Source organism: Pseudundibacterium arcticum (assembly GCF_042646465.1).
In the GTDB taxonomy this organism is placed as follows: domain Bacteria; phylum Pseudomonadota; class Gammaproteobacteria; order Burkholderiales; family Burkholderiaceae_D; genus Undibacterium_A; species Undibacterium_A arcticum.
Genome location: NZ_JBHRTP010000007.1, coordinates 65,851 through 88,388 on the forward strand (window position 1 = coordinate 65,851; position 22,538 = coordinate 88,388).

Here is a 22,538-nt window from a genome sequence, read left to right on the forward strand (position 1 = left end):
CGCCTTACCCGCATGTAAATAAAGGCCACCAATAAATACTATACCCAGTATATTTTTAGTACCGCAGAATGGCTGCTACCCATCATCCCACCTCCGCACTGATGGGTTGCACCCATCCTACTTGCTGTTAAGCCGGCACATGCCTGGCGAGCGCCCAGGCGACGTGTTCGCGCACCAGCGCCGATGGATGCGCCGCGCGCGCCTGCAGCGCGGCCACGATCTGCGGCTGCGCACAGCCGGCAGCCGCCGCATTGCCCAGTCCCACCGCCAGATTGCGCAGCCAGCGCTCATGCCCGATGCGGCGGATCGGGCTGCCTTCCAGCTTGCGATTGAAATCTTCCTCGCTCCAGCCGAACAACTCGACCATCGTTGCACTGTCGAGTCCGTTGCGCACATCGAAATCGTCCAGCGTGGCGCGCTGCGCGAACTTGTTCCACGGGCACACCAGCTGGCAATCGTCGCAACCGTACACGCGATTGCCGATCAGCGGCCGCAGTTCCAGCGGAATGCTGCCCTTCAGCTCGATCGTCAGATAGGCAATGCAGCGCCGCGCATCGAGCCGGTAGGGGCCTAGGATGGCCTGCGTCGGGCAGACGTCAATGCAGGCGCGGCATTGCCCGCAATGGTCGCTGGCCGGTGCGTCGACCGGCAGTGCCAGGTCGATCAGGATCTCGCCCAGGAAAAACATCGAGCCACCTTCGCGGTTCAGCAGCAGGGTGTGCTTGCCGCGCCAGCCGAGGCCGGACTTTTCTGCCAGCGCCACTTCCATCACCGGCGCCGAATCGGTAAACACGCGATGGCCAAACGGCCCGACCTCGCCGGCGATCCGATCGGCCAGCTGCTGCAGGCGCGCCCGCAGCACCTTGTGATAGTCGCGCCCGCGCGCGTACATCGAGATATTCGCGGCCGCCGGGTCCTGCTGGCGCGCCTGTTCAGCCCCGCGCCAGTCGGTGCCGAGCGTGGCCGGCAGATAATCCATGCGCGCCATGATCGCGCGCACCGTGCCCGGCACCAGCTCGGCCGGGCGCGCGCGTTTCATGCCGTGCGACGCCATATAATCCATGTCGCCGTGCATGCCTAGCGCCAACCAGTCGCGCAGGCCCGCTTCGGCCATCGCCAGATCGACGTCGGCGATCCGGATCTCGGCAAAACCGAGCTCGCGGCCCCAGGCCTTGATGCTGAGTGCGAGGGCGGGCAAATCACTGGCTGGAATCATGGAATTCTTGAATGGTGTCGGCGCGTGGCATGCCATGGATCGCGTGCGTGGGTGGACCGGATTGATTTATGATGGAGTATGGCAACATGCCGAGCCAGTTCCTTGCGCGACCGATACTCATGCCACAGGAGTATATTCGCGCCAGGGATTCGCTCGACGACCATGCAACTTAAACCACCATTTTATGCGATGCAGCACTATAAGACCCACCTGAACGATGAAGCCGGCACCGGCGCGCTCGGCAAATCGCTGGCGCATGCGCTCGCGCCCGGCCTCGCGATCTACCTGCACGGCGATCTCGGCGCCGGCAAGACCGCGCTGACCCGTGCGCTGTTGCATGCCGCCGGCTATGAAGGGCACGTCAAGAGCCCGACCTATACGCTGGCCGAACCGTATCTGCTGCAATTGCGCGGCCAGCCGGTGACGCTGATCCATTTCGACCTGTACCGGATGGCGGGCGCGGAAGAATTTCTCGATGCCGGTTTTCGCGAACATTTCAACCAACACAACATCTGCGTCGTCGAATGGCCGGAAAAGGCCGAGCAAGTGTTGCCGCCGCCGGACATCCAGGTGTTTTTGAGCGTCCGCGGCGAGGGACGTGATGTAGAATTGGAAGCGTTGTCTGACAAAGGTTTTCAATGCCTCGCACGCCTCCATTTCGCGCCCAACCTGTAACACCCTCCATGCTGGACGTCGACCGTGGCGGCGCTGACCCTGCGCCCCCTGTATCCAATCGCACCACCCGCCGCACCGTGCTGAAAGCCGGCGGCACCTTGTTGTTGGCGGTGATCGCCCCGGCCCTGTTGCCGAACCTGGCACATGCGGCGCAAATTTTGGCGGTGCGCGTGTGGCCGGCGGACGACTATACCCGCGTCACGCTGGAAAACGACAGCGACCTGAAAGCCAGCCATTTCGTGGTCAGGGACCCGGACCGGCTGGTGGTCGATATCGAGGGTCTCGAGCTGAATCCGACCCTGAAGCAACTGGTGGCGAAGATCCAGTCGAACGACCCCTACATCAAGCAAGTGCGGGTCGGCCAGAACAAGCCGAACGTGGTGCGGCTGGTGTTCGACCTGAAGGAAGCGGTCAAGCCGCAAGTGTTCACGCTGGCGCCGGTCGGCACCTATGCGCACCGGCTGGTGCTCGACCTGTATCCGGTCAACGCGCCCGACCCGATCGCCGCGCTGATCGAAAAAGGCGAATGGTCGAACGATCCGGTCAACCCGCCGGCGCTGTTGCCCGAATGGCAGAGCGCGCTCAAGTCTGAAAGCGTGCCGCCACTGGCGGACTATCCGCCGGAGCTGAAAACCGGGCCGGACGAAACACCGGGCGCCAGATGGGATCCCAAAGCCGATCCGAAGCTGGAACCAAAACCGGAGCCGAAGTCCGATCGGGTGCCGCAAGTGACGCGCATGATCACGATTGCACTCGACCCCGGCCACGGCGGCGAGGACCCGGGCGCGATCGGCAAATCCGGCAGCCGCGAAAAGGACGTGGTGCTGGCGATCGCCAAACGCCTGAAGGCCAAGATCGAGCAACAGCCGAACATGCGCGTGATGCTGACGCGCGATGCCGACTTTTTCGTGCCGCTGAATGTGCGCGTGCAAAAGGCACGCAAGGTGCAGGCCGATTTATTCATGTCGATTCACGCCGACGCCTTCGTCGAATCGACCGCGCGCGGTTCGTCGGTGTTCGTGCTGTCGGAAAAAGGCGCGTCGTCGACGGCGGCGCGCTGGCTCGCCAACAAGGAAAATTCTGCCGACCAGATCGGCGGCGTCAACTTCAAGGGTCAGGACCGGCAGCTGACAAGCGTGCTGCTGGACCTGTCGACCACCGCCCAGATCAACGACAGCATGAAGCTGGGCAAGGCGGTGCTGGGCGAAATCGGCGGCATCAACAAGCTGCATCGCGGCGCGGTCGAACAGGCCGGCTTTGCGGTGCTGAAGGCGCCCGACATCCCGTCGATCCTGATCGAGACCGCCTTCATTTCCAACCCGGAAGAAGAGGCGAAGCTGACCGACGATGCCTACCAGGACCAGATGGCGGAAGCGGTAATGAAGGGCATCAAGCGCTATTTCGCGAAGAATCCGCCGCTGTCGAAGAACCGGATGACGTGATGCCGGTGCGGGATCGTCGGTCGCGCGCACACACGACATCGGCGTCGGCGCAGCACTGGCTGGCACCCACCCCGCGATTCAGCGCGGAGGCAGTGCAGGCAGCTCTTCGTAACCAAACAGGTACGGCGCCACGCGAAAGTCCAGCAACAGCCCCCCCTCTGCCGGAGTCGCGCTCAAGCGCACGACGTCCCCGTCGCTGAGCGGTTTGATCTTGTGGGCGTCGCGGCTGCGGCTGAACACACCGTGGCGCCACTGGTAGACCTCATCCACCTTCTCCGAATACGTGTACGCATGGCGGTGATCGTTGTAATAATCGCCAAACTTGCCACGCCCCAGGTAAACCGCATTGGAGCCTTCGTAGCCGGTCTTTTTATACGTTACTTCATCCGTGTTGAGCAGATAGACCCAGTCGCCCGGAACGAAGTTGCCCGGGGCAACGCCGCGCTTGATGCTCAAAATTTTGCCGGGGATGTCGCGCTCATCGGCGTCGAAGTCTTTCTCGAAGTCCCACATGGCCGCGGGTTCCACGCCGACCAGCGGCTCCTTGTCATGCATCAGGCGCGCGCGCACCAGCGCTGCCTTGGCCGGATCCTTCTTGACGCGCACGTAGTAGTCAAGCACGGCATGGGCGTAGCTGAGTTTGCTGGCCGCATAGCAGCCAATGCGATATCTGTCCTGCCTGAGGAAGGCATCCAGCAGCGCGTTGTCCACGCTCACGCTGGCAAGCGGCGTACCCTTGTGCCATTTTTTGCTGTTCCAGTAAGCCGGGCGGCCATCGGGCCAGCCCCATGACAGCTTGTCCGTCCACGCCACCGTGTTTTGGCGCATGCCCACGTGGTCGCGCAAGGCGTCCAGGGTGCAGGCCACGCCGCTGAAATTCGTCAACCGACCATGCTGCAGCAGCGCCAGCAGGATTTCTTTTTTGGATACCGTGCTCACCGCACGGGTATTGCCCCCCTTGGCAGGCAGGCGCACAAGCTCGTCCTTGATACGGTATTGCTCGCGGCCCTTGAAGCTCAAGGTGTCGGTGTCCGCTGCCGGCGTGGCCAGTGTGTACACAAGGGTGCCGCCAGCCGGTTCGATCTTGACCACCAGGTCCTTGCCAATCCCCAGTTCGCGCAGGTAAGCGACCATGTCCCGATGTAACTCGGCGATTTGTTCAAGCGGACAGGAGAACATCACGCCGCTGATTGGCGGCGCGTGCTGGGTGGAGGCGGTGCCAGATTCGGGCGCCAGCATACCGGCGCGGGCGGCGCTCATGACGCACAGTAAGCCGAGCGCCACGTTGACGCGAGTTTTGACCAAGCTGGACATGAATAAGCCTTCCGCAATTCAGCAATTCATTGATGCGCGAGCCGACAGTACCGAATCAGATGTCCCCGACAACAGACAAGGCGAAGACCTTGATCATTCGCCCTGACCTGACACGCTCAGTCGAATCGAATTTGGGATAGCGCAGATCAGCGATTCAGTGCTCCGCCAGCTTGCCGCAATCCGCGCCCAGCCATTTGCCGACGATGTTCATCCTGACATTCATCGGATGCGCGGGATCACCGCTGACCATGTGAAAGTCGCCCTTGATGTTCTCGGGCGTGATCGCCTCGATCCGCAGATCGCCGCTGCTCTTGACGCGGCCATTGCATTCCATGTGAATTTCCTGTTTTCGGCTCGAACTGCTGACTACGGTATGCTTGCAGTCTTTGCCCGAGCGCGCGTCCGGCGCAAACGGCCGTTCCAGTTTGTCCTTGGTGACGCAGGACTGCCGCGTCTGGGTGGTGGGCGCGCCGGCATGTGCCGCCAGCGCCTGTTCGATCCGCGCCCTTTGTTCCGGCGTCATGCGCGCCATGGCCTCGGGCGGGATGGCCGGCATGCCGCTGATTTCGGAAACATGGATCATTTCCCACAATCCCGGTTTGACGCCCAGCGGTTCTGCCGTGACGACGCCGCTGACGGCGCCCGACAGACCGAAGAGTGCAACCGTCAGCCACTGGATGTTCATGTTGCCTCTCCCTGATTGATGCGCGTCCGGATGCGGCGTTTTTTATTGGTATTGAAAAGGGTATATCACCGGCGCGGGCAGGCTTCAAATAACTTTGATTTACCATTGCGCCAGAACAAAACCACCACCTCAACCGGATACCAATGAATTCAACAGCAATCACCACCGCGCTCAACCACGACACGCTGCGCACCAGCCACACGCACGACCTGCCTTGGGTCTGGTGGGCGATGAAGGGTTCGCAGTTCAAGCTGCTCTCCGCGGATCCGGACAGCGGCCATTTCACGCTGCTGATCAAGGTCGCACCGGGCGTCACCGCGCCGCTGCACCGCCATATCGGTGCGGTCGAGGCCTACGTACTTGAGGGCAGCTTTCATTACAGCGACGACCCCGCGATCCGCTTCACGGCCGGCTCGTACTTGATGGAGCATGCCGGTGCGGTGCACCAGCCGGTCAGCCCGGATGGCGCGCTGATGCTGGCGCACTTCCATGGCCCGGTCGAAGGCCTGGACGACGCCGGCAATGTTTCCGGTCGCATCGACTGGCGCTGGCATGTCGATGCGTGGAATGCGGCGGGTGGTAATTATCGAGTTTGATGCATCAGGTGTGATGCCGGCGGATGCCGGCGCTGCTTGCGCGTCAGGACAGTTTTCCCTGAGCAAGCAGTGATATTAATGGCAACCGCCGGCGCCAGCCTGTCCGGTCAACGCGCCGATGATCGGGCACGGTGCGGCCTGCCCGGTGACTTCACATTCATGCAGCAGATGGGACAGCACGCGCTCCATCTTTTGCAGATCGGCAATCTTCGCGCGAATCTGGCGCAGTTTGTCGCTCGCCAGTTCGCGGATCGCCGGGCGGTCGCTGCCATCTTCCAACTGCAGCAGGTTGCCGACCTGCTCCAGCGTGAAACCGAGTTCCTGCGCGCGCTTGATGAAGCGTATCCGGTCCACCAGGTCCGGCGGGTAACTGCGAAACGCACCGCTGCCGGCGTCGGGCGTCGGCAACAGCGCGCGCCGCTGGTAGTAACGGATGGTCTCGACCCCCACCTCGGCGGCACGCGCCAACCGCCCGATCGTAAGTGAATCCTGTTTCGGCTCGGCCTGCTCGACCCCGCCGTGCGCCCTGCCCCGCCCCTTGCTGTGCATCATCCGTCTCCCGCGCTGACTGCTTTACTCAATAAAAAACTTGACTCCGTACTTAAGTACGGAGTCTATACTCAATTCCAACAGGTGACAGAACCCCGTCGTACCGAGTCGCCATCGCACCGAGTCGAATTGCGTCGAATCCAAGGATAACCATGAGCGAAGCCGCCCACCAACACCCATCGCAAACCTCCTGCTGCCAGGGCAGTCAGCATGCCGCGCCAGCCGTGGACAAACCCCACACTGATCCGGTATGCGGCATGAAGGTCGCGGCCAATCCCGAAAAAACGGTCAGCTACCAGGGCACGGATTACTATTTCTGCTGCCAGTCGTGCGTCACCAAGTTCCGCGCCAATCCCGAGTCCTACCTGAACAAACCGGCCAGCGCGCCGACACCGGCTGCGCCCACCAAGGCGGCCGCCGACGCGATCTATACCTGCCCGATGCATCCCGAGATCGAGCAGCGCGGACCCGGCACCTGCCCCTTGTGCGGCATGGCGCTGGAGCCGTTGGAAGCGAGTGCCGAAGCCGATACCGGTGAACTGGACGACATGACGCGCCGGCTGAAGATCAGCGCCGTGCTGACCCTGCCCTTGCTGGCGGTGAGCATGGGCGACATCCTGCCGGGCGTCGAGATCGCCCACCGCATCGGCATCGACGCGTTCAACTGGCTGCAGGCGGCGCTGGCGACGCCGGTCGTGCTGTGGGCCGGACTGCCGTTTTTTGAACGCGCGCTGGCATCGTTTCGCAACCGGCATCTGAACATGTTCAGCCTGATCGGCCTCGGCGTCGCGGTCGCGTATCTGTTCAGTGTGGTGGCGCTGCTGGTGCCGTCAATGCTGCCGGCGGCATTCAAGATGGACGGCATGGCACCGCTGTATTTCGAGGCCGCGGCGGTGATCGTGACGCTGGTGCTCTTGGGACAGGTGCTGGAGTTGCGCGCGCGCGGCAGAACCAATGACGCAGTCAAGGCGCTGCTGGGGTTGGCGCCGAATACCGCACTGCGGCTCAACCCGGACGGCAGCGAGTCGGAAGTGCATCTGGATCAGGTGCAGCTCGGCGATTTGTTGCGCATCAAGCCGGGCGCCCGGCTGCCGGTCGACGGCCGCGTCACCGAAGGCCGCTCCAGCGTCGACGAGTCGATGCTGAGTGGCGAGCCGGTGGCGGTCGAGAAAAGCGACGGCAGCAAGGTCAGCGCCGGCACCGTCAACCAGACCGGCGCGTTCGTGATGCGGGCCGAAAAGATCGGCGCCGACACCTTGCTGGCCCATATCATCCAGATGGTGAACCAGGCCAGCCGCTCGCGCGCGCCGATCCAGAAACTGGCAGACCAGGTGGCCGGCTGGTTCGTGCCGGGCGTGATCCTGGCGGCGCTGGCCGCGTTCGCCGCATGGGCCATGGTGGGACCGGCGCCGAATCTGGCCAACGGTTTGCTGGCGGCGGTATCGGTCTTGATCATCGCCTGTCCATGTGCGCTTGGACTGGCGACGCCGATTTCGATCATGGTCGGAATCGGGCGCGGCGCGCAGGAGGGCATCCTGATCAAGGATGCCGAGGCGCTGCAGGCGCTGGAGCGCGTCGACACGCTAGTGATCGACAAGACCGGCACGCTGACCGAGGGCAAGCCGACGCTGCACAAAGTGCTGGCGGCCGACGGTTTCGACCGCATTGCAGTGCTGGCGCACGCCGCGGCACTGGAAAAGATGAGCGAGCATCCGCTGGCGCGCGCGATACTCGCTGCGGCGACCGAGCAGCACCTGACGCTGGCCGCGGTCGCGCAATTCGAATCGGTCACCGGCAAGGGCGTCAAGGGCGTGATCGACGGCACCCCGGTGATGTTCGGCAATCAACGGATGCTGCAAGAGGCCGGGATCGACACCACACCCCTGGACGCCGATGCCCAGCAGCTGCGCGCACAGGGCCAGAGCGTGATGCTGGTCGGCGTCGGACCGCGGCTGGCGGGCCTGATCAGCGTGGTCGATCCGATCAAGCCGACCACGCTGGAAGCGATCCGGCAGCTGCATGCGGCCGGCCTGAAAATCGTGATGCTGAGCGGCGACAATGCCGCCACCGCACAGGCGGTCGGCCGCCAGCTCGGGATCGACCAGATCGAGGCCGGATTGCTGCCGGGCGACAAGCTGCACCATATCGTAGCGCTGCAGCGGCAGGGCAGAATCGTCGCGATGGCGGGGGATGGCATCAACGATGCCCCGGCACTGGCGCAGGCCAATGTCGGCGTCGCGATGGGCAATGGCACCGATGTCGCGATGCACAGCGCCCATGTGGTGCTGGTCAAGGGCGACCTGCGCGGCATCGCGAAGGCGCGGGCGCTGAGCCAGCACACCATGAAGAACATCCGGCAAAACCTGTTCTTTGCGTTTGTCTATAACTTCATCGGGGTGCCGATCGCGGCCGGCGTGCTGTATCCCCGGTTCGGCATCGTCTTGAGTCCGATGATCGCCAGCGCGGCCATGAGTCTGAGTTCGGTATCGGTGATCAGCAATGCGCTGCGGCTGCGCAAGCGCGCGTTATAGGCACCACTGCGGTGCGGCGCAGTGGCAGCGCATTGCCAAGCAGATGGGACCGGCTGGCAGGGCAACTGCATGAATTTCCGCATGAACGTTGCTGCGGCCGGGTCGAGTTCCCTCCCCCTTGCAGGGGGAGGGTTAGGGAGGGGGTAGTGCGGTCGATGAATGATGCACGTTGCCGATCGACCGTCCTACCCCCATCCCAACCTTCCCCCTGCAAGGGGGAAGGGGCAAGAAGCCTTAGCCAGCAACGATCTTAATGCAATCAGCCTAGACCGCCCAACAGCGCCCAATCCCTATTTGCCAGCCTGGCCCAGCATCTTGCGGCTGAATTTCCACAAGCCGCCCAACAACACCGGGATCACCGCAGCACCCACGCCAATCAGCACGATCGCGTTCAGATGATCGCGGATCACCGGAATATTGCCGAAGAAATAACCGCAGGCTGACAGACCGGCGACCCACAGCAGCGCGCCGCTGATATTGAAAAACTGGAAACGCGCAAACGTCATCTCGGACACTCCCGCCACGAACGGCGCGAAGGTGCGCAACACCGGCACGAAGCGGCACAGGATGATGGTCTTGCCGCCATGCTTTTCAAAGAACACATGGGTCCGGTGCAGCGCCTTTTTGTCCAGCCACTTGTAATCGTGCGTAAATACCTTGTGCCCGATGGCCTCGCCGATCCAGTAATTGACGGTATTGCCGGCGATCGCGGCAAAGATCAGCAGCGCCATCAGGACCCAGATATTCATCGCGCCGCTGGCACAGAACGCGCCGGCGATGAACAACACCGAGTCGCCCGGCAGAAACGGCACCACCACCAGCCCGGTCTCGGCAAAGATGATCGCGAACAGCACCCAGTACACCATCGTGCCGTACTGTGCGATGAAGTCGCCCAGACTCTTGTCGACATGCAAAATCATGCCCAATAATTGCATCAGATCCATAGTTCTCCTCGGTTGCGGCGAAATGATACACCAGCGGCCATGCCGAGCCCGGCTCTCCGACATCGGGTTGCAGCCGCGCCAGAGCGAGGTCGAGGTCGCGTCTTTCCTTGATATCCCTCAATTTCTCTGCATCGGCATCTAGGTACGGTCTATCGGCGCACATAAAATTTCGGCATCCTGCATTGTGCAGACCTGATCCGGGAGGTAAACCGATGAAACGCAGCGTAAAAATTGTCAGCATGACCGCCGTCGCAGTGGTATTGCTGATTGCCAGCGCGGCCATCGGCGCCAACTGGATGGGCGAGCGCAAGGCGCACCGGGTGGTCAAGCTCGAGGTCGCGCCGGTCGCCTTCGTCGACGGACCGGATGCGATCGCGCGCGGCAAATACCTGTACGACTCGCGCGGCTGCATGGAATGTCACGGCGCCCAAGGCGCGGGGCGCGTCGTGGTCGACGATCCGAACGGCATGCACATTCGCTCGCCCGACATCACCACCGGCACCGGTGGCGTGGTCGCCGGCTACACCGAGAGCGACTGGGTGCGCACCATTCGGCACGGCATCACGCCGCAAGGCCATGCCGTATTCCTGATGCCCAGCGAAGACTACAACCGCCTGACCGACGCCGACCTGGCGGCGCTGGTGGCCTACGTGCGCAGCCTGCCGCCGGTCGCCGGCGAGGAGCGCGTAATCAAAATGCCGCTGATGGTCAAGGCACTGTATGGCATCGGTGCGATCCACGACGCCTCCGAAAAGATCGACCACGCGCTGCCGCCATCGATGCCGATCGCGGACGGACCCACGGTGGCGCACGGCGCTTATGTGGTCAACATGTGCATGGGCTGCCACGGGCCGCGACTGAAGGGCGGCAAGATCCCCGGCACGCCGCCGGACTGGCCGCCCGCCGCCAACCTGACGCCGGGTGCCGACAGCGTGCTGCCGCGCTACGGCTCGCTGGAGCAATTCAAGACCATGCTGCGTAGCGGCAAGCGTCCGGACGGCAGCGCGGTCAGCTCGGTCATGCCATTCGAGACGCTCAAACAACTGAACGACACCGATATCGAGGCGCTCTACGCGTACCTGAAGGCGCAGCCGGCGCGCAGTTGAGCGCGCGCCACCGCAGCGACGCACCTGCACAGCTGGGCCGTCATCACGCTGCGCCACGGCATGAGAAAACCTTGCTCCATGGGAGTATGCGGTAAATATGCCGCAACTACCACGGATTCATTGCGCAACTGAAATATACTAAATGGAGTATTTTATTCATCAAAAACCGGGCGCGGGCGCGGCGGTATAATCGCGTCCATGAATGCACCACTCCCCCCTGCCGCCCCGTCGCCGGCCACGCCGCGCCCGATCCAGGCCCTGCCCGACCAGTTGATCTCGCAAATCGCCGCCGGCGAAGTGGTCGAACGGCCATCGGCCGTAGTCAAGGAATTGCTCGAAAACGCGCTCGATTCCGGCGCGACCCAGATTACGGTCAGGCTGGAAGAAGGCGGCGTCAAGCGCATCGCGATCACCGATAACGGCCGCGGCATTGCGCAACAACAATTGGCGCTGGCGCTGGCGCGCCATGCGACCTCCAAGATCGCGTCGCTGATCGATCTGGAAAATGTCGCCACGCTCGGTTTCCGTGGCGAGGCGCTGGCATCGATCGCGTCGGTGGCGCAGCTGACGTTGACCTCGCGCACCTTTGATGCCGCCCACGCGTGGGAAATCAGCGGTTCGCAGAGCGGCCCGATCATCCCGTCGTCCGGCGCCCATGGCACCACAGTCGATGTGCAAGACCTGTATTTCAACACGCCGGCGCGCCGCAAGTTTCTGAAATCCGAGCAGACCGAATTCGGCCATTGCGCCGAAGTAGTGCGCCGCATCGCGCTGGCGCGGCCGGACGTGACGTTCTCGCTGTCGCATAACGGCAAGACCGTCGATCACTGGAACGTGTCCGAGATTGCCAAGCGCAGCGCACATATCCTCGGCGACGGTTTCGCCGGCGCGCGCCTGCGATTGGACGAGGCCGCCGGCCCGCTGCGGCTGCACGGCTTCGTCGGACTGCCGACGGCATCGAAGGCGCGCGCCGACGCCCAATATTTTTACGTCAACGGCCGCTTCGTGCGCGACAAGCTGCTGACCCATGCGGTGCGCGCGGCCTATCAGGACGTGCTGCACGGCGACCGCTATCCATCGTATGTGCTCAGTCTCGACCTCGAGCCGGCGCTGGTCGACGTCAACGTCCATCCATCGAAAATCGAAGTGCGCTTCCGCGACAGCCGCGCGGTGCATCAATTCGTGTTCCATGCGGTCAGCCGCGCGCTGGCGCAGACCTCGGCCACCGCGCAAGGCACCGCGCCGGCACCGCTGCCGTCCAGTTCAAGCGCGCTGCCGTGGATGCGCGAGCAGCGCCAGGGCTCATTCAGTGCACAATTTGCGGCACCGTCTTTCGGTGCCGGCGTTGGCGTGGCGCAAAGCACCAGCAGCTACGGCGCTCTGTTTGCCGACGGCGGCAGCGCCGCCGCCACGGCCGACATCGGCGTGCCGCTCGGAACCCAATCTGGCGCGCCGTTCGGCACCTTTGCCAACTCGGCGCGCGGCGCCGAGCCGCTGCCGGATGACGAGCATCCGCTCGGCTTCGCGCTGGCCCAACTGCATGGCATTTACGTGCTGGCGCAGAACGCGCGCGGGCTGGTGCTGGTCGACATGCACGCCGCGCACGAACGCATCCTGTATGAACAGCTGAAAAACGCGCTCGATGCGCAATCGTCAGGCCAGCAGATGCAGGTGCAAAGCATGCTGATCCCGCTCACGTTCTATGCCGATCCGATCGAAGTCAGCACCGCCACCGACCATCAGGCGACGCTGCAGGCGCTCGGTTTCGACATCGCCGCGCTATCGCCGACCACGCTGGCGGTGCGCGCGGTGCCGGCCCTGCTCAAGAATGCCGACGCCCAAACGCTGGCGCGCGACGTGCTGCGCGATGTGCGCGAATACGGCGGCTCGCGGGTGCTGATCGAGCGCCGCAACGAATTGCTCGGCACCCTCGCCTGCCACACCGCCGTGCGCGCCAACCGCATCCTGAGCGTGCCGGAAATGAATGCGCTGCTGCGCCAGATGGAAACCACCGAGCGCGCCGACCAATGCAATCACGGCCGCCCGACCTGGGTCCAGCTGGCGATTGGCGACCTCGACAAACTGTTCCTGCGCGGACAATAGATGACGGACCCGCTGCAATCCAATAAACCCTTGGCGGTCGCCATCATGGGCCCGACCGCATCCGGCAAGACCGCGCTGGCTCTGGCGATCGCGCGCCAGATACCGTCGGAAATCATCTCGGTCGATTCGGCGCTGGTGTATCGCGGCATGGACATCGGCACCGCCAAGCCGACGCCGGCGGAACTGGCTGCCGCGCCGCACCACCTGATCGACATCATCGACCCGACCGAATCGTATTCGGTCGCGCAATTCTGCCACGACGCGTTGCGGCTGGTGGCGGCGATCCAGGCGCGCGGCAAGCTGCCGTTGCTGGTCGGCGGCACCATGCTGTATTTCAAGGGCCTGAGCGATGGGCTGGACCAGTTACCGGTGGCCGACCCGGCACTGCGCGCGCGGCTCGACGCCGACGCCGCGCAGCTCGGGTCACCGGCGATGCATGCCCGGCTTGCTGCGGTCGATCCCGCCACCGCCGCCCGCCTGAAGCCGAACGATGCGCAGCGAATTCAGCGCGCACTCGAAATCTACGAACTCAGCGGCCAGCCGATGTCGCAATTACTGGCGCTGCGGCCAAAGACCGAGCTGCCGTTCGACCTGCTGTCGTTCGCCCTCGAACCATCCGACCGCAGCGTGCTGCATCAACGAATCGCGGCCCGTTTCGACGCGATGCTCGATGTCGAGTCAGGCGGCGGACTGATCGCCGAAGTGCAACGCCTGCGCGCCCGCGGCGACCTGCACCTAGGCCTGCCGTCGATGCGCTGCGTCGGCTACCGCCAGGCCTGGGAATATCTGGACGGCGCCTACGACAGCGCTGAGCTGCGGGAAAAAGGCATCGCCGCCACCCGCCAGTTGGCAAAACGGCAGCTCACCTGGCTGCGCTCGATGCCGGACCGGATCGTGATCGACTGCCTCGGCACCGACACCGCGACGCTGGTTTTGCAGCATATTACGCAGGCGCAGCAAAAAATTTCGGCTGCCGCATCTTGAAAACAGGGGAGTATGCTGAAAATATTGCCAAATCCCATCTAATTTACTGCGGATCATTTTAATACTGGATCCAGTATCATTTTCAGTCAAAGGCAACCGCGCATTGCGTCTTGACACGGGTCGGCAAGATCAGCATAATTGCGGGCTGTTTGGTGATATAGCTCAGTTGGTTAGAGCACAGCACTCATAATGCTGGGGTCGGTGGTTCAAGTCCACCTATCACCACCAAGAACACGTTTCAAGAAGTCCAGTAACGTACACGAACCCGCCTCTAGCCTAGTGCTGACGCGGGTTTTTTGTTTTCTAAGCGTTTTTAACGTTCATTGACATCCAGCGTTAGTGCGGGTACTTTTGAGGTTCCCAAATGCTAACTGGGGAAAAGGAACCGTAAAATGCCTAAACTCGCTGTTCCCCTCACCGAAAAACAGGTTGCCGAACTTGTGCCAAAGTCGAACGTGTACAAGATTGGCGACGGTCACGGGCTATATTTGTTAATCGAACCGACAGGCAAAAAGCGCTGGCGGATGATTTATAGGCGACTTGGCAAGGGAACTGCTCTTTCATTTGGCACTTACCCTGAGATGTCGCTGACAAACGCACGGCAACAGTGCGCCGATGCACATCGACTCATTGCCGACGGTATCGACCCGATCGAACAGAAGCGGGAACGACGCAAACAAACGCAGGCGGCAAGGCCTATAACGCGGAAATTCCACTTTTCCATGAATGACCAAGGCGACATGGTTATCGAAAACTCCTCCAATCGATTGACGTTGACCGTGCCGCAAGTCGCCGCGCTGCGAACGTTTTTGATCGCAGCAAACGATGAGACTCAAGGAGACTAGACCATGCCAAAACTTGCTACTCCATTAACCGACATTCAGCCGCGCACTGCGAAGCCGAAAGCCAAACCGTACAAATTGACTGATGGCGGCGGACTGCATCTATTGGTAAAACCTGATGGCGCGAAGTATTGGCGCATGGGCTATCGCTTTGCCGGTGTTGAGCGGACACTGGCATTCGGCAAGTACCCCGATGTTTCATTGGCAGACGCCAGGAGAGCAAGATCGGCGGCGCGTGACCAGATCAACACGGGCATCGACCCAGCGCAAGCCAAACGGATTGAAAAAGCGAACAAGGCGACCGCGAACGCCAACACGTTTGAAGCGGTAGCACGTGAATGGCACGCAAACAAGCTGGAAACTTGGCAACCTCGCACCGCAGCCAATGTTTTGCACCGGCTGGAAAAGGACGTTTTCCCATTGATCGGCAAACTGCCAATAGCTGAGATCAAAGCCCCTGTCATGCTGGACGTGCTGCGCCAGATCGAAAACCGCGGCGCGCTCGACATGGCGAAGCGGCAGGGGCAAGTCTGCGGCCAAATATTCCGCTATGCGATTGCCTCAGGTAAGGCAGACAATGACCCGGTACCCAGCCTGAGAGGGGCACTAAAGGCCACAGCCAAAGGCCATCATGCCGCCATCACCCCGGACGAACTACCGGAATTTATCCGGGCGTTTGAAAAGATTGAGGGGCGCATGTACGTACCGACCAAGGTCATGTTCAGGTTAATGATGATGACCTTTGTCCGCACCAGCGAATTGACCGAAACCCCGTGGGCAGAAATCGACCTGGCGAATGAATCTTGGGTAATCGACTGGCGCCGAATGAAGATGGGCAAGAAGAAGCTCAACCCGCGCAAGGTCAATCATCATGTCTTCTTGCCGCGCCAAGGCTGGGAACTGCTGCGGGAACTGCACACCATCACCGGCGGCAACAAGTACCTGTTCCCGAACCAACGCGACCATGAAGAGCCAGCGACCAATTTCGGCATATTGGCGGCACTCAAGCGCATGGGCTACAGCGGCAAGATGACAGGCCACGGGTTCAGATCGCTGGCGATGGGCGTCATCAAGGAGCGCCTGGGTTACCGTCATGAGGTCGTCGACCGTCAACTGTCCCATGCGTCAGGCGACGCCTACGGAGAAGCGTATGACCGCGCGATGTTTCTTGATGAGCGCAAGGTGATGATGCAACAATATGCCGATTATCTGGATAACGTGGCAAGCGGCAAAGTCATCGCCGGGAAGTTTGGTAGAGCCGCATAGAATCAGTTTAAATTTAACCATGCCCTGCGACGGCGGGAAAACCGGGGAACCATTATTCGGCTGTCATGGGTTCCAAATTAAGGGGCAACCAGGAAACGCTATGAATCAAAAACAGATTAAAAATCGTAAGGATTTACCGGAAGCATTTTCGCTAGAAAAATATCGACCAACATATGATTTTGATATTAATGACTGGATCAATAATCTGCAAGCGCGATACATGTTAACAGTCGAGCGGCCTTACGCTGATGTAAAAATTCCGTCAGATTACATCCTGAGTGATCCAATTTTCAAAGGTAACAAGGTAAATCAGCACGCTGGATTTACGAAAAATTTGAGTGATGACGCATCAAACATCCGTAATTTTACTGCAACAGATTTATTTTTTTGCGATAGAAAATATCTCGGCGATAGTTTAAAAAACTATATAGATGAAGCTGATGCGATAGAGTCCGTCAAGGATGGCGATCTGTATTCTTCAACCCTCTTGGATACCCCGCTCTACAAGATAGATAATTGTTGTGGTGATGGCAACATTATGATTGAGGTCAATCTTCATGGAACAGACGAAAAAATCATGAATGACTTCGCCAACTGGCTTAAAACGACACGTCGTGAAGTGGAGATTGTTGCACCGAAAAAGAAGAAATTCACGCGTACTGATTTTGACGACTGGGCAAAAAATGCAATTCTGCCTTACATTGACCTAACAACGTGGGCAAGCAAAAACGGGGTCGAAATTACGCAGCAATTAATGGGAAATAGTTTGTTTCCCGACGAAATTGATGTGAATTTACCCGAACGCATTCGGAAAGTTATTGCGCCAATGGCCCGCAAAATAATCGATAGCATCATGCTAGATGCACTGATAATCCAGGCGAATGCTGAACAAGCGGAATAAAATTCATCAAAAATCATTCCGGTAAAAAAAAACCATATTTTTCTTCCGGAATGATTTTTCTTCGAATAAATTCCGGAAGAAAATCCTCCAATTTCCATCCCTCGATCCGCCATGTAGTCGCTCCTAAAATCTAATCATCCAATCCCGGATGATTTAGAAAGCTAGGAATGATGACGAAAATTATCCTTCGCCTCCCGAAAGTCAAGGAGCGCACCGGCTTATCCCGTTCCACCATTTACGCACTTATTAAAGGCGGCCAATTTAAAGCGCCGATATCTCTTGGCGCTCGCGCCGTAGGCTGGTTGGAAAGCGACGTTTCAGATTTCATCGAAGCCCGCATCAAAGCATCGCGTAAAGCCTGAGGGGGCGCTATGGACAATAAAATAGCCGCCGGCTTTCACACAGAGGCCATTCAAAAAATCAACCAAAAACACACCGGAATCATACCATTCTGCACCCGGTTCAAGGCTGCATTTGTCCGCTATGCAAGCAATGCTGGCAACTTTTTTGTGGGGGTTGGCATGATCGATCATCTCCATCAATTCAAGCAGGGCATTGAGGATACTGGCCTTACTGCACCAACAGAAATTCACGTCGGCGGCAAGCCACAACATTTCAACACAAACGGCAAATACGTTGACGATTCAGGCTGTTCTGACGTGCATTTGGATGGTCGCCCGCTTTCACCACCAGCAACTGGGTTAGATTTTCTTAATGGATGTGCACTGCGCCAAGGAGAAATTATGTCTGAATCCGCTACAAAAAATGCAAAAACACCTTTAACCGTCACACCTCTGGCTGCCACCAACGCAAAAATAAATAACACATACGGCGGCTATCCCATCAGCTATCCAGAGCAAGATCGCGCAAAAATTCTCGCGTGGTTTAACGACCACTTCGTTCTCTCAAATGAACAGGCAGTCCACGAACTGAAAATCGCAAACCTGTCCAAACGGATTTCGGAATTGCGGAAACGAGGCTATGTGATTCATGGCCAACGCCGCCTGGCTGCAATCACCGGATATATCAGCATGACGTATGCGTTGCACCGTGATCTGCGTGCTGCCGAGCAAATGCCAAACCCCTTCTGGGAGACGAAAGCCTGGGTTGAAAAAGTCAATTCGCTGCTGCCGCATCAGCCAAAATTTGTGGATTTGAATAGTGAGGCTGTCGATAGTACCGATATTTTTACATTTATTGCAATGTTCGAAAACATGCAAAAGAAGTGCTTTGGCGCTGCGTAACCTGCCGTGCGTTGATTAAAGCGACGTATGCATGGCTATCCAAGGCCGACCCAACCATGAGTTGGCCTTGGTTCTTGACAATAAAAATCGAACTGGCAGGAAAGGAATATAGCGATGAGTCTGGATATTTTATTATCGCGACTGGACGGGGTGAGGCACACCGGGCAAGGACAGTGGATTGCAAAATGCCCGGCCCATGCCGACCGGAAGGCGTCATTGGCTATTCGTGAACTCGACGACGGGCGCATTTTATTGCACGACTTTGCCGGTTGCGCCACGGCGGACGTACTCGCCGCCGTTGACCTGACCTTCAGCGACCTGTTCCCCGAACGCGGTCTTGACGCCCACCACCATCCTGTGCGCCGGCCATTTAACGCACGCGATGTATTGCGCTGTCTCGCTTACGAGGTTCTCGTCGTCCTCCAGATCGCCAACCTATTATTACGCGGCGGCGCGCTTACCGAATCGGATCACGCGCGTCTGCTTCTTGCAGCCCGCCGTTTCCAATCTGCAGAAGGGATTGCCAATGAATAATAATTACGCCGACGCGGAGCGCGGTGCGCAACAGCTCGATGCCCTGTTCGAGGGCCACGACACGGCGCTCGATCACATGGCTATGGTGCTGGAGGACATGACGCCGCTGCCAGAACTGCCGGACCACATGATTGATGAAACCGGCGCCCCAGCCGCCATTGATTGGCCCCAGGCGAAACCGATTCAGAGCGAGCTGTTGCCGGTCCTGCCCTTCACCGCGTCGTTGCTGCCGAAAAGCCTTGCCGACTTCGTCTTGGATGAAGCAGGCCGCATGCCGTGCCCGCCAGACTATATCGCGGCTGCTCTTGTGGTTGCATTGGGATCGCTGATTGGCGCACGCTGTGCAGTCAAGCCCAAACGGCGTGACGACTCCTGGCTGGTCACAGCAAATTTGTGGGGCGGTGTGGTCGGCGAACCCAGCGCAAAGAAAACCCCAGCCATCAATACTGCGATGAAAAACATGGACCGACTGGAAGCGGTCGAAGCCGAGAAGCTCATTGATAAGCAGGCCAATTTTGCCGCAGAACTTGCGGCATTCAAGGCCCACGAAAATGCCATTTTTGGCGAAATGAAAAAGGCAGCCTCGGGCAAGGCCGACCCGAAACAAAGAAGCGACCAGATGGAGGCGGCAAAGTATGACCTGGCAACCCTGCAGCAGCCCGAGGAACCGTATCCGCGACGGTTCAAGTCCAACGATGGCACGGTTGAAAAATTGGGTGACTTGCTCGTAACCAATCCCGACGGATTGCTGGTGCTGCGCGATGAGTTGATCGGCCTGCTGGCAAGCTGGGACAAGGAAGGGCGCGAAGGCGACCGCGCCTTTTATCTCGAAGCCTGGAACGGCACCGGCAGTTTCAACATCGATCGCATCTCACGCGGCAGCCTGTTTGTACCGAACCTGTGCCTGTCGGTCTTCGGCGGCATCCAGCCAGACTTGCTAACCCGGTATCTCGGCACTATTGTTGACTCGCTCGACAACGATGGCCGGATTCAGCGTTTTCAAGTGATCGTCTACCCAGATGCGGCGGCATGGGAATGGTGCGACCGCGTACCGGCCAAGGATTCTCGCGCCACTATCCGGGGAATCTTCGATCATCTCGCTACATTCGATCCCGTCCTGGATGGCGCAACGCCAGCCGACGAGTACGTGAAACTGCCGCATTTCAGTTTCGATGACGCGGCTCAGGAACTGTTCATCGAATGGAGTCATGACCTAAATAATGTGCGCATTGCCGGTGAAGAGAATCCGCTGATGCGACAGCATCTCGCGAAATACGAAAAGCTGTTTTGCTCGTTGGCGCTGATATTCCATCTGGCTGATGGCCAGGTCGGCGCTATCGGGATCGATTCAGCGCTGCGTGCAGCGTCCTACACGCAATACCTGGAAAGCCACGCCCGGCGCATTTACGGGCTGGTGGAAGTAGCGAAGGTGACAGCAGCGCAAACATTGGGCCGCCGTCTGTCCGAGGGCAAGCTGCAGGATGGCTTTACTGCGCGTGACGTGCGGCGCAAGCGTTGGGGCGGACTGGGCACTGCCGCGCAGGTGGAGTCCGCGCTCGATGTGCTGGAAGAGTTTGGCTGGGTCCGAGCTATCGAGACCGGTGGCGGCGGCAACGGACGTCCGACCACCAACTATGTCATCAATCCACAGGTTTTGGCCAAGCAGTAAGGGGGAACGCGATGACAGACTGGATTGCACGCGCCAATGCGCGGTTTGTAGAAAATAGCGTGACGCTTGCTGCCGAAACTGACGATAACGGGGTTTTGTCAGTTTTGGCAGCACCTGTCGCGCAGGGTGAACACGCTGCGTTCGGAGGTTTCGGCAGTTTTGGCAGCACCTCCCTGGTGCCTTTGGTAAAAAACAGCACAACGTTTGCGCCGCACGAAGTGCTGTCGTCGCTCTCTTCCACCATGTCGGAAAACCAGAAAGCTGCCTCGATGGTCCGCCACGGGGCCAGTACCGGTTTCGGTAAAACGATGGCGACCGTGCCTGCAGCAATCGTGCAACACGGCGCCGATCACGCCGTCGTCGCCTTGCTGGCGCGGTTTGAACTTGACAAGCTCCCGGCAGAAATACAGGACCACGTTGAGGCTGGCTACGCTGCCGACGAAGCCAAACGCACCCTTAATATCGCGTTCCGCTTAATTACCATCAAAAATTTCGCGTTTGATCGGGCAATGAAGACCGCTGCGGAATGGGTCGTTGACAATCCCGAGCATCCTGCTGAGGCAGGGTTCGTCGATGTCATGCAGCTCTATCGCCACGGATGTCAAGGTAACGTCGCACCGGCCGAGTCCACCGACGACGATGATCTGGTCGAGTTTTAGGGAGAAAAATATGACCAAAAAACTGGAAATGCTTGAAGGAGAATGGCTTCCTGCCAACCCTACTCCCTATCAAAAAAAGGGGAAGGTCAGCATTGGCCTGAAGAAAATTGAGGATGTGAGATTGGAGATGAGCCGCGTTTACCGCGAATGCAGGAACGGCACAATTGATCCGTCCGTCGGCACAAAACTCACCTTTATGTTGGCCCAGATCGGCCGCTTGATTGAGGCCGCCGATCTGGAACGTCGCGTTGAACAACTGGAGAACGCCGATGAAATCGCCACTGAAAAAGCGCATCGAAAATCTTGAGGCAAAAGCCACCTCTGCGGCGCAGAAACAAAAGCCGGAAAACGAGGCGGACATGATTGCCAGAATCGAAACTTTGCGCCAGGACTTCGATGCGATCTGTGACAAAGGAAAACGACGGGCAGCTCTTCCACTTGCAGATCAGTTGCGTATTAGTCGGGAGGAGCTGGAAGCGTTATTGGCAAAGCAGGCAGAACAAAAATTATGCTCTATACAAGATGGCTCATTTCTTGATGATGGCCTGCTGCGGTTGGAGGAGCGAATGAAAAGGAGCTGGATTCAACATCTCGAAGCCAGTGTGCTTCAGGAACCCGTGTGCGTCGACATCGGGGCATAGCCGGGTTTTATCTATGGAGTGTCCTTGATGCCGACGTGTATCTCCTGCCGTTCACTTTTGACGAAACAACCGGAAACCTGCTGCCAAAATTGCCGAAACTATTGAGTAAATTTTCATCAACACGCCGGACAAGTGCTGCCGAAAGTGCCGAAACGACGGTTTTGTCAGTTTTGGCAGCAGATGATTGGCGTATTTTAAAAAAAGTGCTGCCTTTACCTGATCATTGCGGCTTCAGAGGCATGACATGCGTTCATTGTTTAACGTTGGACGCCGAGCAAGAGCAGTAAGAAGTCATTATCAATTGATATAAGCGATGGCTTCGCCGAGCTGCGCGCCGCGTTTGCGAAACGGCTGGGCCGCGCTGATTCCACTTGACCCTGTTTTCGGCTTCATGTTGGCGAGCGCATCCTTGCTGTCATATTCCTGCCAATTCTGCCATTTGCTGGCTTACAATCGCCCATAGTGCCCTGAATGGCGGTTCAGTCCAACAGCGCTTATCCGCCGCCGGACGGCCAACCGACTGGTCGGACTGAATCGGGGCGGCGGATAAACTCTATTCGTTTTATTTGCCAATAAATTGCTCATTGCCAACCAGGCCGATCTTGGTCACGCCGATACGCTGGGCCGACGCCATGAC

At 59.3% G+C, this 22,538-nt stretch carries 23 protein-coding genes and 1 tRNA gene; 19 read left to right on the top strand and 5 right to left on the bottom strand.

Features of this window, described 5'->3' with window-relative positions:
• Nucleotides 1-127: 127 nt before the first annotated feature.
• Nucleotides 128-1,216 (bottom strand): tRNA epoxyqueuosine(34) reductase QueG, encoded by a 1,089-nt coding sequence (gene queG / locus ACFOFO_RS02820; protein WP_390322591.1) that lies wholly within the window; start codon nucleotides 1,214-1,216, stop codon nucleotides 128-130.
• 189 nt (nucleotides 1,217-1,405) lie between these two features.
• Between queG and tsaE the strand changes: the two genes are divergently transcribed.
• Nucleotides 1,406-1,891 carry a tRNA (adenosine(37)-N6)-threonylcarbamoyltransferase complex ATPase subunit type 1 TsaE gene (tsaE, locus tag ACFOFO_RS02825; protein ID WP_390327879.1) on the top strand — a complete coding sequence of 162 codons (486 nt, stop codon included), beginning with the start codon at nucleotides 1,406-1,408 and terminating at the stop codon, nucleotides 1,889-1,891.
• Nucleotides 1,892-1,899: 8 nt separating this feature from the next.
• Nucleotides 1,900-3,333 carry an N-acetylmuramoyl-L-alanine amidase gene (locus ACFOFO_RS02830; protein WP_390330800.1) on the top strand — a complete coding sequence of 478 codons (1,434 nt, stop codon included), beginning with the start codon at nucleotides 1,900-1,902 and terminating at the stop codon, nucleotides 3,331-3,333.
• A gap of 78 nt (nucleotides 3,334-3,411) precedes the next feature.
• On the opposite strand, the gene ACFOFO_RS02835 is transcribed toward ACFOFO_RS02830, so the two are convergent.
• Nucleotides 3,412-4,647 (bottom strand): hypothetical protein, encoded by a 1,236-nt coding sequence (locus ACFOFO_RS02835; protein ID WP_390330802.1) that lies wholly within the window; start codon nucleotides 4,645-4,647, stop codon nucleotides 3,412-3,414.
• Between the two features lie 154 nt (nucleotides 4,648-4,801).
• Nucleotides 4,802-5,332 (bottom strand): DUF3617 domain-containing protein, encoded by a 531-nt coding sequence (locus ACFOFO_RS02840; RefSeq protein WP_390322586.1) that lies wholly within the window; start codon nucleotides 5,330-5,332, stop codon nucleotides 4,802-4,804.
• 143 nt (nucleotides 5,333-5,475) lie between these two features.
• Between ACFOFO_RS02840 and ACFOFO_RS02845 the strand changes: the two genes are divergently transcribed.
• Complete coding sequence (locus ACFOFO_RS02845; protein ID WP_390322584.1) at nucleotides 5,476-5,928, top strand: 2,4'-dihydroxyacetophenone dioxygenase family protein; 453 nt, start codon at nucleotides 5,476-5,478, stop codon at nucleotides 5,926-5,928.
• 75 nt (nucleotides 5,929-6,003) lie between these two features.
• Here the strand turns inward: ACFOFO_RS02845 and ACFOFO_RS02850 are convergent, their stop codons facing one another.
• On the bottom strand, nucleotides 6,004-6,480 hold the full coding sequence (locus ACFOFO_RS02850) for a MerR family transcriptional regulator (RefSeq protein ID WP_390322583.1): 477 nt from the start codon (nucleotides 6,478-6,480) through the stop codon (nucleotides 6,004-6,006).
• Nucleotides 6,481-6,629: 149 nt separating this feature from the next.
• On the opposite strand from ACFOFO_RS02850, the gene ACFOFO_RS02855 reads away from it, so the two are divergent.
• The gene (locus tag ACFOFO_RS02855; protein ID WP_390322581.1) at nucleotides 6,630-9,008 is read left to right on the top strand and encodes a heavy metal translocating P-type ATPase; all 2,379 of its coding nucleotides are present in this window, start codon (nucleotides 6,630-6,632) and stop codon (nucleotides 9,006-9,008) included.
• Nucleotides 9,009-9,298: 290 nt separating this feature from the next.
• Here the strand turns inward: ACFOFO_RS02855 and ACFOFO_RS02860 are convergent, their stop codons facing one another.
• Entirely contained in the window at nucleotides 9,299-9,952 is a 654-nt protein-coding gene (locus ACFOFO_RS02860; RefSeq protein ID WP_390330803.1) for a VTT domain-containing protein, read from the bottom strand.
• Between the two features lie 212 nt (nucleotides 9,953-10,164).
• Between ACFOFO_RS02860 and ACFOFO_RS02865 the strand changes: the two genes are divergently transcribed.
• From ACFOFO_RS02865 to ACFOFO_RS02935, 15 genes are all read left to right on the top strand, one after another.
• Nucleotides 10,165-11,058, top strand: coding sequence for a c-type cytochrome (locus ACFOFO_RS02865; protein WP_390322580.1), 894 nt, complete (start codon nucleotides 10,165-10,167; stop codon nucleotides 11,056-11,058).
• A gap of 198 nt (nucleotides 11,059-11,256) precedes the next feature.
• Entirely contained in the window at nucleotides 11,257-13,161 is a 1,905-nt protein-coding gene (mutL, locus tag ACFOFO_RS02870) for a DNA mismatch repair endonuclease MutL (protein WP_390322579.1), read from the top strand.
• Nucleotides 13,162-14,145, top strand: coding sequence for a tRNA (adenosine(37)-N6)-dimethylallyltransferase MiaA (gene miaA / locus ACFOFO_RS02875; RefSeq protein WP_390322577.1), 984 nt, complete (start codon nucleotides 13,162-13,164; stop codon nucleotides 14,143-14,145). It begins immediately after the preceding gene.
• Nucleotides 14,146-14,296: 151 nt separating this feature from the next.
• Nucleotides 14,297-14,373: transfer RNA gene (locus tag ACFOFO_RS02880), tRNA-Met, on the top strand.
• 164 nt (nucleotides 14,374-14,537) lie between these two features.
• Complete coding sequence (locus ACFOFO_RS02885) at nucleotides 14,538-14,990, top strand: Arm DNA-binding domain-containing protein (protein WP_390330805.1); 453 nt, start codon at nucleotides 14,538-14,540, stop codon at nucleotides 14,988-14,990.
• Nucleotides 14,991-14,993: 3 nt separating this feature from the next.
• Nucleotides 14,994-16,253 carry a tyrosine-type recombinase/integrase gene (locus ACFOFO_RS02890; RefSeq protein ID WP_390322574.1) on the top strand — a complete coding sequence of 420 codons (1,260 nt, stop codon included), beginning with the start codon at nucleotides 14,994-14,996 and terminating at the stop codon, nucleotides 16,251-16,253.
• Nucleotides 16,254-16,353: 100 nt separating this feature from the next.
• Nucleotides 16,354-17,154: a DUF6387 family protein gene (locus ACFOFO_RS02895; protein WP_390322573.1), complete on the top strand. Its 801-nt coding sequence runs from the start codon at nucleotides 16,354-16,356 to the stop codon at nucleotides 17,152-17,154.
• Between the two features lie 167 nt (nucleotides 17,155-17,321).
• Nucleotides 17,322-17,516 (top strand): helix-turn-helix transcriptional regulator, encoded by a 195-nt coding sequence (locus tag ACFOFO_RS02900; RefSeq protein WP_390330807.1) that lies wholly within the window; start codon nucleotides 17,322-17,324, stop codon nucleotides 17,514-17,516.
• Nucleotides 17,517-17,525: 9 nt separating this feature from the next.
• Nucleotides 17,526-18,398, top strand: a complete 873-nt coding sequence (locus ACFOFO_RS02905; RefSeq protein ID WP_390322570.1) for a helix-turn-helix domain-containing protein — start codon at nucleotides 17,526-17,528, stop codon at nucleotides 18,396-18,398.
• Between the two features lie 114 nt (nucleotides 18,399-18,512).
• Nucleotides 18,513-18,932 (top strand): DNA primase, encoded by a 420-nt coding sequence (locus tag ACFOFO_RS02910; protein ID WP_390330809.1) that lies wholly within the window; start codon nucleotides 18,513-18,515, stop codon nucleotides 18,930-18,932.
• A complete protein-coding gene (locus ACFOFO_RS02915; protein ID WP_390330811.1) occupies nucleotides 18,925-20,601 on the top strand; it encodes a YfjI family protein in 1,677 nt (558 codons plus the stop codon). The genes ACFOFO_RS02910 and ACFOFO_RS02915 overlap by 8 nt, the downstream gene beginning before the upstream one ends.
• 11 nt (nucleotides 20,602-20,612) lie before the next feature.
• Nucleotides 20,613-21,260 (top strand): hypothetical protein, encoded by a 648-nt coding sequence (locus tag ACFOFO_RS02920; RefSeq protein ID WP_390322567.1) that lies wholly within the window; start codon nucleotides 20,613-20,615, stop codon nucleotides 21,258-21,260.
• A 10-nt stretch (nucleotides 21,261-21,270) separates the two neighbouring features.
• The gene (locus ACFOFO_RS02925; RefSeq protein WP_390322565.1) at nucleotides 21,271-21,567 is read left to right on the top strand and encodes a hypothetical protein; all 297 of its coding nucleotides are present in this window, start codon (nucleotides 21,271-21,273) and stop codon (nucleotides 21,565-21,567) included.
• Nucleotides 21,530-21,901, top strand: a complete 372-nt coding sequence (locus ACFOFO_RS02930) for a hypothetical protein (protein ID WP_390330812.1) — start codon at nucleotides 21,530-21,532, stop codon at nucleotides 21,899-21,901. The genes ACFOFO_RS02925 and ACFOFO_RS02930 overlap by 38 nt, the downstream gene beginning before the upstream one ends.
• 35 nt (nucleotides 21,902-21,936) lie before the next feature.
• Nucleotides 21,937-22,188, top strand: coding sequence for a hypothetical protein (locus ACFOFO_RS02935; protein WP_390322563.1), 252 nt, complete (start codon nucleotides 21,937-21,939; stop codon nucleotides 22,186-22,188).
• Nucleotides 22,189-22,538 lie beyond the last annotated feature (350 nt).